Below are 11,025 nucleotides of genomic sequence, written 5' to 3'. Positions count from 1 at the left end.
CTGTGGTCAAGCTCACGCATTCCCATGTCATCCTTGCAGGCGGGCGATCGCGCCGCCTAGGAAAGGTCCCCAAATGTGACCTCGTGTTCGAGGACCGGACCCTCTTGGCCCACGCGATGGTGGCCGGGCGCGACGCGTGCCACCAGGTCGTCGTCGGGCCGCCGGACTTGGCGGTCGGTGGGGATGCGGGAGTACGCAGCCTCGTGCGCGAGGACCCGCCGTTCGGGGGCCCCGTTGCCGGCATCGCGGCCGGTCTCGCGGAGCTCGACCGAATCGGTTGTGACGCGGAGTGGCTGCTGATCACCGCGTGCGATCACCCGCGCGCCGCGGAGGCCGTGGTGGAGTTGTTCGCGTCCTTGTGTTCTGACCCGCCCAGCGGATCAGAATCGGAGCGCTCGTGTTCTGACCCGCAGGACGGGTCAGATCGCAACGACGTCGACCTCATCACCCCGACCGACTCGACCGGGCACCGGCAGACCCTGTTCGCGCTTTATCGTCGGGCCGCGCTGGCGGCCGCCCTGGCCGCGTGCGATGGTGGCCGCGATGTCTCGGTCCGGCGACTCGTCTCCGGGCTGCGCACCCGGTCGGTCACGCTCCCCGACGACCTGCTCGACGATGTCGACGACCCGGCCACGGCGGCGCGCCTCGGGATCGCCGTCCCCAGTCCCCGCCTCGACCAGTGATGGAGGAACCATGCCCCACGACCGCAGCCAGGACCTGAGCGAGCTCGACGACTGGGTCGCTGCCATCGCGCCGGAGGTCGGTGTCGATCCCGACGACGTCCCCGTCGGCGAGATCCTGGACCTTGCCAAGGCGGTGGCGCACGGTGTGCTCCGGCCCGGCGTGCCGGTCACCGCGTTCGTGGCCGGTCTCGCCGCCGGCCGCGGATTGTCCGCGCAGACGGTGCTCGTCGAGCTGACACGTCGCGCCGATGCCTGGCGCGCAGCGCCGTCGGTCGAGGTGACGGGCTGAACCACCGGACCAGCTGACCGGCAGGCCGGCTGAATCGCCAGGCCCGGCTGAACGGCTAACCGGACCGACCGGCCAACTCGCGTACTCCTGCAGAGTCCTCACGCTCCGCCCGACGGACCGACCGGGGGACATAGTGCCCGCGCGGCAGATCCTGCGTCTCCCCCACCGCGGCGAGCACCGACGGCAGCATCGCCTGGGCGATCCGCCGATAGCCACCGGGCGACGGGTGGAACATGTCCAGCCCGAGCATGGTCTCGGGTTCGGCGAGAAAAATGCGGCCGACAACCCGGCCGAGTGAAACCGTGCGGGCCCCGTGGGCCAGTGCCGCCTTGCGCTGGGCCGTGGCGAGCAGCGCGCTGCGGCGGGCGGCGATCGTCCGCAGGGGCTGTCGGAGCGGGCGGATCGCTCCCAGATTCGGACACGTGGCCACGACGACATCGGCTCCGCGGTCCTGCAGCCGGGTGATCACCTCGACCAGAGCGGAGACGGAACGGGAGATCGGGACCCGGTGGGTGACATCGTTGCCGCCGACGATGACGATCGCCAGATCGGGGCGGTATTCGCCGGGCAGCCCGTCGATCTGATCCAGCACCTCGCTGGTCTGAGCGCCCACCACGGCGGCCGTGAAGAGGTGGACCGAGGTGTCCGTGCGCCTCGCGACCTCCTTCGCCAGGCGACCGCCGATGGTGTCCCGGCGCCGCTCTGCCCCCAGGCCGGCGGCGATCGAGTCCCCGACGACCAGCAGTTCGAGCCGACCCGACGCCTTGCGGCGATAGATCTTCTCGCCGTTGGGCGTCTCCTCACCGATGTCGTGGGCGAAGATCACTTCACGAGCCGCAGCGGCCTGCCGGGTCAGCAACCGTTTGCCACCGACCTGGACGAGCACGGTCAGCGCGACAACGAGCGCCGACCAACTGATCCATCGCCACCATCGGTTCCACACGCGCACGCCTGAGTCTCCCCAATCGCCGGTGCATGCTGCGCAACACCCCCGTGAACGGCTGGTGAACTCCTGCGCAGGGGCACCGGGCGCAGCCACGTCACCATGCGCCACAGCCACTCGATGGGGCCATAGCGGAAGTGGTGCAGCCACAACCTCGACACCAGCGATTGGACCAGGAGCACCGCGACCGCGATCACCAGCCCGGGAGCGAGATCCCGGGTGCGTGTGAACCCGAGCCACAGCCCCAGCGGCGCCACGATCAGGCTGGCGGTCACGTAGTTGGTGAGCGCCATCCGACCCAGCGGCTCGAACGCTGCCCGCAGCACGCGACCGACCGGGCTGGCGGTGAGCAGGGCGAGCAGGCCGATATACAGCAGCGCGAGCACCCCGCCGGCCACCCCGCCGGCCACCCCGCCGGCCGTCGTGAAGCGGGGGTCGCCCGGGTGCTGGCTCTGCCACCAGAGCGCCGGCACGGCGGCCAGCGCGACGACGGCGACCGCGATCCGGATGCCGCGGGTCGGGTGTTCGAGTCGGTCGAGGAGGCCGTACGCGACCGCAGCCGCTCCCAGGAGGAAGAGCCCCGGGGTGGCCGGAATACCGCCCCCGAACACCCCGAACCCCACCGCCGTCCCCACGACGCCGAGGCCCAGCACGATCGCCCTGGGAACCAGCAGCACCACAGGCAGGCAGACCAACCCCGCGACCGCATAGATCCGCAGGATCTCCCCCGGATAAACGAGCGCATGGGCGAGCCCGATCACGAACAGCGCGCCGAACCGGCGCACCAGCACCCATGCCGGTTGCGCGCCACGGTTGCGGACGGAAGCGATCACGAGCGCCAGGCTCACGCCGAAGAGCAACTCGAAGATCGGCACGAACCGGCCGGACACGAGATAGTGCAGCCACGGTTCGGCGGGACCGGCACTGGCGCCGCTGCCGAAGGGTACGTCGTAGCCCAATCGGGTGATGTCCGCCGTGTTGACCAGCAGGATGCCGGCGATCGCGAAGCCGCGGAGCACATCGAGGAAGTGGTAACGGGTGTTCATGTCCTCCACCCTGCCGAGGCCCGATGGTGCGGGCCAGCGGTGGCGGCCGGGAGGGTACGCCGGGTGGAATGGTCCGCCCGAGGTTCCACCCGTGGGTGGAACGAACGCGTCAGTCGCGCTCCGGATCGGTGCGGGCAGCGACGAGACCGGCGTCGTACGCGAACACCACCAGGGCGACCCGGTCACGAAGTTCCAGCTTGGCGAGGATCCTGTTGATGTGCGTCTTCACCGTCGACTCCGCGAGGTGGAGGGCGTTCGCGATCTCGCCGTTCGTCAGTCCCTGCGCGACCCGGACAACGACCTGACGTTCGCGCTCGGTGAGTTGGTCGGCGGCGCCCCCGGGCGCGGCATCCGGCGTCCCCGTGACGTAGCGGTCGAGCAGTCGTCGCGTCGCGGACGGGGCCACCACGGCGTCGCCCGCGCACACGGCCCGGATCGCCCGCAGCAACTCCCCCGCGTCGGCGTCCTTCAGCAGGAATCCGCCCGCCCCCGCGGACAGCGCCCGGAAGACGTATTCGTCGAGGTCAAACGTGGTGAGAACGAGCACGCGGGTCTCCGGGGCCCGGGCGACGATTGCCCGCGTGGCGGCGATGCCGTCCATGCGGGGCATCCGGACGTCCATCAGCACGATGTCGGGGCGCAACAGCAGAGCAAGGTCGACGGCCGCTGCGCCGTCGGCGGCTTCCCCGACGAGCGTCATGTCGCGCTGGGCACGGATGATTGCTCCGAAGCCCGTGCGCACGAGGGCTTGGTCGTCGGCAATGACCACACGGATCGTCATGAGAGGATCTCCGTTCGCGCCGGGAGGTGGGCGTACACCTCGAACCGATCGCTCGCCGACGGCCCGGCACTAAAACGGCCGCCCACCGCCTCCACCCGCTCGCGCAACCCGGCCAGGCCGGTGCCGACCCCGTCCCGCGGCGCGGTCGCACCGTCATTGGCGACGCGGATCTCGACCGCGTCGCCGGCCGCGAGCACGGTGACCGTGACCGAGGTGGCGCCCGGCGCGTGCTTGGCGATTTTGGTGAGGCCCTCTTGCACGACCCGATAGGCGGCCACCCCGGCGGGTCCGGAGAGGGCGGGCAGGTCGTCGGACTGGGCGAAATCGACACGGTGAGCGGTGGCCTGCCAGCGCTCCACGAGCGCCGGGATGTCTGCCAGCGAGGGCGCCGGGGCGTGGGCGGGCTCGTCCGGCGCCTCATCGGCTCGCGCAGCGCTGCGGAACATGGCCGCGAGCGATCGCGTGTCGTCGAGCGCCGCACGCGCGGTCACCCGGATGTCGGCCAGCGCGCGACTCGCTTCCGCGAGCTTCTCCTCCGGGGTCAGCTCGACCTCATCCCCCGCCTCGGCGAGATAGCGGGCGCTCTCCGCCCGAACCGCGATCAGGGCCAGCGAATGGCCGATGACGTCGTGCACGTCGCGGGCGAGGTCGGACCGTTCGGCGGCCACTGCCAGTCGGAGTCGCTGGCTCTCGGCGTCGGCCCGGCTGCGTTGCAGGCTGCGCCACTGACCCACATAGCGGCCTGCGCCCCACGCCAGCAACGCCAACGCGGCCGCCAGCACAAAGGCGATCGCCAGATCCCCGGCATAGACGGCCCTCGAGACGTGGCCGATCTCGTCCTTGGTCCAATCGAGCGCGCCGGCGAGAGCCCCAAGCACCGCGACCGTCGGCCACACCCACCGGAACCGCTGGGCCCCGTGTCGGGCCACTGAATACAGCCCGACGAGATAGGTGAGGTTGATCGCGGACGGTGAGTCCGTCGCAAGGAGTTGTGCCCCGGCCAGCACCGTCAGCCAGGCGAGGACGGTGTCAGCGTGCCTGCGCCTCCACCACAGGGGCACGAGCGCGGCCACCGCCAGCAACAAGCCCAACGGCTTGTTGCCGAGCGCCAGGCCTGCCGGAATCACCACGGGCGCCAGCCCCAGCAGCGGGAGCACGTCCGGCCAGCGGTTGTGCCGCGTCATCTGCGTCATCGTGCGTCGTCCCCGCCGGTCGGTTCAGTTGTTCATCCGCAGCGCCGCGAGCTCGGCGCGGGATCGCACGCCGAGGCGGGAATAGACGCGGGTCAGGTGGTACTGCACCGTCTTCACCGAGATGAACAGCGTGGCTGCGACCTCGCGGTTGGTCATCCCCTGCAGCACCAGGTCCACGACCGCCTGTTCCTGCGGGGTCAGGTCGGTCAACGAGTCGGCGTCCCGGGTCCGGCTGCCGGCCTTGAGCTCCCGGTTGCAGCGGTCGACGTAACCGGTCGCGCCCATCGCCGCGAATCCGCGCCGTGCCCGATAGAGCTCGGCCTCGGCGTCCCGGCGCTTGCCGATGCGGCGCAGGGCCTGACCGTATTCGAAGTGCAGCCTCGCCCGGACCAGCGGCAGCGGGAGATCGCTGATCTGGCCGAGCGCGGTTTCGAAGGCCTCGCGGCCACCGTTGGTGTCGCCCTGGGAGAACCTGAGCCGACCCCGAGCGCCTCCGAGTCGGGCCATGGTCGAGCGGTGCTGCCGTTGCGCGGCGCGCTCTTCGTGCGGCCGGAGGAACGCATCGGCCGCGTCGCGTTCACCGGTGGCGACGAGAGCGATCGCGTACGAATCGTGCCACGGCCAGAATCCCGGCTCGTTGATCCCGGGATAGAGCTCGTCGATCCGCAACTGCTCGAACGCCCGCAGCACCCCCGTGTAGTCGCTGCGCGCCATGGCCACCGCCACCCGCGCCATCGCGGCCGCGATCTGCATGCTCTGATAGTCGGTGCGCACCGAGGAGGCCTTCGCGGCATGGTGTTCGGCAGTGTCCAGGTCACCGCGCAGGGACGCGATCTGGGCACCCGCCCAGTGCACGAGCGGCATCATGATGTTCTGGCCCGATTCCTCCATCATCGGGATCGCCCTGTCGACTGCCGACTGGGCTGCGCGCAGGTCACCGAGCGCGATCCGGGCCTGGGCGAGCCAGGCGTTCGACCACAGCGAGATGCGGGACGAGCCCCGCCAGGTGGAGGTCGGGGCTGCGGTCTCCAGCTCGTGCGCGGCGAGCGGCACGCGGTCGAGCGCTAGGTGCAGCCAGCCCTGGCCCATGAGCGCACGTTGTCCCTGCGCTCCGGTGCGCATTCGCCCGGTGGCCTCGGCACACACCTGCAGTGCCTCTTCGACGCGGCCGCAGCCACCCAGCCCGAGCCCGAGCATCGTCAGTGCTTCCAGACCCGGAACGCTTTCTGGGTCGGCCATTGCGGCCTCGCACCAGTGCACGAGACCTTCCGAGTTCCAGTCGACGAGGGCATGCAGCGCGAGTCGGTGCGCGATCACGGCTCCGGTGTCGCGATCTTCCAGGTGCTGGGCTCCGGCCCACGCCCGTTTCAGCAGCATGTCCGCCTCGTCGCGGTGCCCCAACAGCAGTTGGTGGTAGCCGAGCACCCCGTCGCGCTGAGCCGACACCTCGGTCCGCTCGAGTTCCGGGATCAGGGCGAGCGCGTCATAGAGGTTGCCGGCACTGACCTTCGCGTCGACGCAGGCAACCAGCCGCCGGGTCTGGTCGCTGGGGGTGACGGAGAGCCTGCTGGCGGCCAGCCAGGCTTCGCCCGCGGTGTCCCAGACGCCGTCGGCGGCGCACTTCTCGGCATAGGCGTCGATCAGCGCGGCCACCTCCTCGTCGGGACCACCGGCGGCCATCGACTTCTGCCGCAGGGCCAAGCCCTCGTCGGACATGAGCGTCGCGGCGCGTTCGTGGAGCAGTCGTTGGCGGGCAACGCCCATCGATTCGTACGCCGCCGCGCGCGCCATGCGACTCGGAAAGCCCACGAGCAGGCGGAGGCTCGCCCGCCGAACACGCAGCAGGTTCTGCTCGATCGCTGCATCGAGCACCGCCAGTGGCTCGGCCAGACCCGCGACCTCACCGACTTCCTCGATCGGCACCCAGCGGCCGATGATCGCGCAGGCCTCGACCAGGGCCGCGACGTCGGGTGTCGTCGCAGCGAGCGTGGCGCGCATGCGAGCGAGCGCGGAGCGGGTCGGAGGCAACTGGAAATCGGGAGCCTTCCAGGCCGCGGGATCGTGGTGGGCCAGCAATTCCGCGATCGCCGAGGGAGACCCATCCGTGTGCCGGGCCAGGCGCCGGGCCACGCCCTCGTCGAGGGCGACGCCCATCCGGGACACGAACTCCCGGACGCCGTGGGCATCCAGGGCTTCGACGATGGAGGTAGTCCGCCGATGCGCTCGCCGGATCTCGCTCAGGGGCGCCTGGTCCTCCTGCGTCGGGTCGTCCACCGTGCCGGCCATGAGGACCAGCAGCGGCTGATCATGCAACCGATGAACCGCGGACGAGAGAGCGCGGAGGGAGGCCGAGTCGGCGTCGGCGGCCTCGGTGATCAGAATGACGGTCGGCGACGAGGCCAGCTTCATCAGCGACTTGGCCGGCTCGTCGCGGTCGAAGCCCAGTCGATCGAGGATCCCGAATTCCAGACCCTGTTCCCAGGACAGGCCAGTCACCTCGAGGACATCGGCGTCCCGGACACCTCGAGCGGCAGCCACGGGTCGGACCAGAGTGTCGATGACGGAGTGGACGTCGTCGCCGTTGCGTCCGAGCAGGAGAAGGACGGTGGGTCGGCCGCCGAGCGCGGCGTCCACCAATTGGGGCACTGACCGTGTCGCACCATCGTTGTGCGGCTCACCGTTGTGCTCGAAACGCTCCATGTCCGGGGAGGATACCTTTCGGGGCCGAAACGAGGATGCGCCCTGCCACCACAGGTGACAGGGCGCATCCCACTGGAGGGTTGAGGGTCAGCCGAGGTCTCCGCCAGCAACCGGCAGGGTGGTGCCGGTGATGTAGGAAGCCTCATCGGATGCCAGGAAGCAGATCGCTGCGGCCTGCTCGTCGAGCGAGCCGTAACGCTTCAGCAGAGACGACTCGATGGTCTGATCGACCGTCGTCTGGTGCCAGCCCTGCTCGCGTTCGTTCTGGGGCTCGCCACCCCGCGGAATCTTCCGCGGAGGTGCGTCGGTCCCACCCGGCGCAGTCGCGACGACGCGGACACCGTGCTCCGCCGCCTCCCAGGCGAGCGAGCGGGTGAGCGCGTTGACGCCACCCTTCGCCGCCGCATAGGGCAGACGGTTGAGACCGGTGGTCGCCACCGACGACACGTTGACGATGGTGCCCTTGCCACGCTCATAGAGGTGCGGGAGCACCGCGCGGCAGGACCACATCGTCGGATACAGAGAGCGATTGATCTCCTTGACGATCTCGTCCTCGGTGTATTCATCGAACGGCTTGCGCCAGATGGTGCCACCGACGACGTGGATGGCCACGTCGATCCGACCGAACTTAGCGATCGCGGCATCGACAACCTGCTGGGCACCAGCCATCGTCTCGAGATCCACCAGGGTGGAAATCGCTTCGCTGCCGGTCTGAGCCAGGTTGTTCGCCACGCTTTCCACGAGGTCCGAGCGGTCGGCGAGCACGAGCTTGCCGCCCTCGGCGTGGATCCGCTTGGCCACCGCTTCGCCAATGCCCTGGGCCGCACCCGTGATGACGACAACCTTGCCGGCGAACCGGCCGGGGCTGACGAACGGGGTGGTCTGCGCATCCCGCATCGCACGCCGCATGGTCAGCTTGGACCGGTCGGCGTGAGCGATGAACAGGTCGCGAGCCCGCTGGCGGTCGCCCGCCTCGATCGCGTCGACCATGTCGAGATGGTCCTTGGCGATCAACGGGTGGCACCAGTGCGCGTTCTTCAGGACCTCTTCCATTTCACCCTTGACGCCCAGGCGCTGATAGGCCTGCAGCAGGTGCTGGTTGTTGGTCATGCTGAACAGGTAATCGTGGAACGCCGCGTTGGTCTCGGTGAAGCCCAACGGATCGGTGAACTGATCACCCTTGACATACGGCACAGTCGCCTCGGCCAGCATCCGATAAGCCGCGATCTGCTGGGAGTTCAGGCGGCCGAGCACCAGCTCGATCGCACCCAGCTCGAGAGCCTGGCGGGCCTCGAAGATCGCATCGGACTTCTGAATCGCCGGGTGCTCCTCACCGATCTCGTATTCATCGGTCTGATCCGGCAGGAACGTTGCCGCGATGCCCGAGATCTCGGCACCGGCGAGCGACTCGATGTCGGACTCACCGAAGATCTCCTGACCCATGATGGTGCGGGTCGCCTGCACCGGCGCGATCGACGCATCGGCCTCGACAGTCCCGGTCGCCTCGCCCTCATCGGCCAGAATCAACTGACCCATGACGGTGCGGACAAGTCCGGGAGCCGCCACCGCGGGGGCGCCGCCGGGGGCAGCGCCGATCTCGGTGGAGTCGAACATCTCCTGGCCCATGATCGAACGGCCGCCCTCGCCGGCGAGGATGAGCTCCCGCTTGGCGCCTCGGGCCATGTTCGCCGCGACCTTGCGAACGGTCTCCTCCGGAGCCAGAGCGGGGACCGCGGGCTCGCCGGTAGCGGCGACGTCCACGGCCGTCTTGGCCGGGGTGGAGGAGGTGAACTTCTCGTAGAAGAAGCCGTTCGGCTCGACGCCGATGCCCTTCACATGCTCGCGAACAGCTTCCACCATCGGCGGCGGACCGCAGAGATAGATGGAGGCGTCACCCGCGTGCAGGTGCTCGGGTTCGATGATCCCCATGACGAAGCCCTTGTTGGCGGCCTTCGCATTGGGATCGGCGACGCAGTAGTCCCAGGAGAAGTTCGGCAGTTCCTTGGCCCACTGATCCAACAGGTCGGTCTCCACGATGTCCTCGTCGGTGTTGGCACCGTAGACAAGATGGAAGACACGGGCGCTGCCGGTGGCCTTCACATGCCGCAGCATCGACATGATCGGGGCCAAGCCGGTGCCACCGGCGACCAAGAGGACCGGACGCATCGCTTCGCGCAGGAAGAACGAGCCGTGCGGGCCGTTGAACTCGAACGTGTCGCCGACCTTGGCGGTCTTGTCGAGCCAAGTCGACATCAGACCACCAGGGACGATCTTGATCTGGAACTCCAGTTCCTCGTCGTCCGGGCCACTCGAGAACGAGTAGGCACGGGTGTCATCGGAACCCGGAACCGCGATATTCACATACTGACCCGGCAGAAAGGCAAGATCCTCCCGGTTGGGGATCTTGACCTTCATCCGCACCACCAGGTCACCGGGGAACTTGTGGATCTCGGTGACGGTGGCGGTGTAGTTCGCCGACGTGGTCTTGGCGACTGCCGACGAGGTCGGCACCTGGATCACCATGTCGGAACGGGGCTTCGCCTGACAGGTCAGGATATAGCCATCCGCACGCTCGGCCGCGCTCAGCGCGTCCTCGACATAGCTGCTCTCGGGCATGTCGTACTCGCCCGACTCGTTGAAGCACTTGCAGGCACCACATGCGCCGTCGTTGCAGTCGATCGGGATGTTGATCTTCTGCTGGTACGACGCATTCGCGATGGTCTGATTTTCCTTGACCCGAATGAATCGCGTCACACCGTCCTCGAAGGACAGTGCCACTTTGTAGTCCGCCATTGGACCTCTCTCCTTTGGGTGAGCTGTCCGGGGATCAGATGTGGTAGATGTCCACCACGTGGTGGATGTAGTCGTTCTTCAGGATCACCGTCTTGCGTCGAATGACCGGCTGCTCGCCGCCGAAGTCGATCGTGTAGAACGAGGTGCCGTAGTACGGGTCAACATTGTTGTACCGGTAGTACATCGTGTGCCAGTTGAAGCGCACATCGATCATGTTGCCCCGGCGCTCGATGATCTCGACGTTCGAGATGTTGTGCGACGTGCGCGGCTCCGGGATGGAGGTCGCGCTCGAGCGCTCGGTCCGGATTCGGAAGACGCGGTCCTCGAGGCCACCCCGGTTGGGGTAGTAGAGGAGCGAGACCTCACGGTTGGGATCGCTGGTCAGCTTGTCGTCGTCGGCCCAGGTGGGCATCCAGAAGACAACATCTTCGGAGTAGCACTCCAGCCAGGTCTCGAACTCGCGATCGTCGAGATAACGAGCCTCGCGATAGAGGAACTGCTCGATGGTGGTCTGGTCGATGTTCACCTGGGTGTCAACAGCGGTATTGGTCATTGTTTATGAGTCCTTGACGTCGTTGTGTCGGCTCTGGATATTTC

9 protein-coding genes are annotated in these 11,025 nt (G+C 68.4%); 2 read left to right on the top strand and 7 right to left on the bottom strand.

The genetic code is table 11. The features are described from left to right. Positions 1-2 precede the first annotated feature (2 nt). Together mobA and ACQ260_RS13725 are read left to right on the top strand one after the other, a co-directional pair. Positions 3-683 carry a molybdenum cofactor guanylyltransferase gene (gene mobA / locus ACQ260_RS13730; protein ID WP_432560025.1) on the top strand — a complete coding sequence of 227 codons (681 nt, stop codon included), beginning with the start codon at positions 3-5 and terminating at the stop codon, positions 681-683. A gap of 10 nt (positions 684-693) precedes the next feature. Then, positions 694-972, top strand: a complete 279-nt coding sequence (locus ACQ260_RS13725) for a DUF6457 domain-containing protein (protein WP_432560024.1) — start codon at positions 694-696, stop codon at positions 970-972. A 55-nt stretch (positions 973-1,027) separates the two neighbouring features. On the opposite strand, the gene ACQ260_RS13720 is transcribed toward ACQ260_RS13725, so the two are convergent. The 7 genes from ACQ260_RS13720 to benB all read right to left on the bottom strand — a co-directional run bounded on the left by ACQ260_RS13720 (position 1,028) and on the right by benB (position 10,981). Further along, positions 1,028-1,921 carry an SGNH/GDSL hydrolase family protein gene (locus ACQ260_RS13720; RefSeq protein WP_432560023.1) on the bottom strand — a complete coding sequence of 298 codons (894 nt, stop codon included), beginning with the start codon at positions 1,919-1,921 and terminating at the stop codon, positions 1,028-1,030. Further along, a complete protein-coding gene (locus ACQ260_RS13715; RefSeq protein ID WP_432560022.1) occupies positions 1,861-2,961 on the bottom strand; it encodes a DUF418 domain-containing protein in 1,101 nt (366 codons plus the stop codon). The genes ACQ260_RS13720 and ACQ260_RS13715 overlap by 61 nt, the downstream gene beginning before the upstream one ends. A gap of 109 nt (positions 2,962-3,070) precedes the next feature. Next, positions 3,071-3,742, bottom strand: coding sequence for a response regulator (locus ACQ260_RS13710; protein ID WP_432560021.1), 672 nt, complete (start codon positions 3,740-3,742; stop codon positions 3,071-3,073). Next, positions 3,739-4,926 carry a sensor histidine kinase gene (locus tag ACQ260_RS13705; RefSeq protein ID WP_432560020.1) on the bottom strand — a complete coding sequence of 396 codons (1,188 nt, stop codon included), beginning with the start codon at positions 4,924-4,926 and terminating at the stop codon, positions 3,739-3,741. The genes ACQ260_RS13710 and ACQ260_RS13705 overlap by 4 nt, the downstream gene beginning before the upstream one ends. Before the next feature lie 33 nt (positions 4,927-4,959). Beyond that, on the bottom strand, positions 4,960-7,635 hold the full coding sequence (locus tag ACQ260_RS13700; RefSeq protein WP_432560019.1) for a LuxR C-terminal-related transcriptional regulator: 2,676 nt from the start codon (positions 7,633-7,635) through the stop codon (positions 4,960-4,962). A gap of 87 nt (positions 7,636-7,722) precedes the next feature. Continuing rightward, on the bottom strand, positions 7,723-10,428 hold the full coding sequence (benC, locus tag ACQ260_RS13695) for a benzoate 1,2-dioxygenase electron transfer component BenC (RefSeq protein WP_432560018.1): 2,706 nt from the start codon (positions 10,426-10,428) through the stop codon (positions 7,723-7,725). Positions 10,429-10,462: 34 nt separating this feature from the next. Then, the gene (benB, locus tag ACQ260_RS13690; protein ID WP_432560017.1) at positions 10,463-10,981 is read right to left on the bottom strand and encodes a benzoate 1,2-dioxygenase small subunit; all 519 of its coding nucleotides are present in this window, start codon (positions 10,979-10,981) and stop codon (positions 10,463-10,465) included. Positions 10,982-11,025: the final 44 nt, after the last annotated feature.

It is taken from the genome of Ammonicoccus luteus (genome assembly GCF_050880385.1).
Classification (GTDB): domain Bacteria; phylum Actinomycetota; class Actinomycetes; order Propionibacteriales; family Propionibacteriaceae; genus Enemella.
The sequence above is the reverse complement of the archived record's forward strand: the minus strand, read 5'-3'. Positions and strand labels throughout refer to the sequence as shown.

Bases quoted from the DNA above. Each gene is read 5' to 3' on its own strand.
- ACQ260_RS13715 (WP_432560022.1), bottom strand. From the start codon at position 2,961: ATGAACACCCGTTACCACTTCCTCGATGTGCTCCGCGGCTTCGCGATC.
- benB (WP_432560017.1), bottom strand. From the start codon at position 10,981: ATGACCAATACCGCTGTTGACACCCAGGTGAACATCGACCAGACCACC.
- benC (WP_432560018.1), bottom strand. From the start codon at position 10,428: ATGGCGGACTACAAAGTGGCACTGTCCTTCGAGGACGGTGTGACGCGA.
- ACQ260_RS13700 (WP_432560019.1), bottom strand. From the start codon at position 7,635: ATGGAGCGTTTCGAGCACAACGGTGAGCCGCACAACGATGGTGCGACA.
- ACQ260_RS13725 (WP_432560024.1), top strand. From the start codon at position 694: ATGCCCCACGACCGCAGCCAGGACCTGAGCGAGCTCGACGACTGGGTC.
- ACQ260_RS13705 (WP_432560020.1), bottom strand. From the start codon at position 4,926: ATGACGCGGCACAACCGCTGGCCGGACGTGCTCCCGCTGCTGGGGCTG.
- ACQ260_RS13710 (WP_432560021.1), bottom strand. From the start codon at position 3,742: ATGACGATCCGTGTGGTCATTGCCGACGACCAAGCCCTCGTGCGCACG.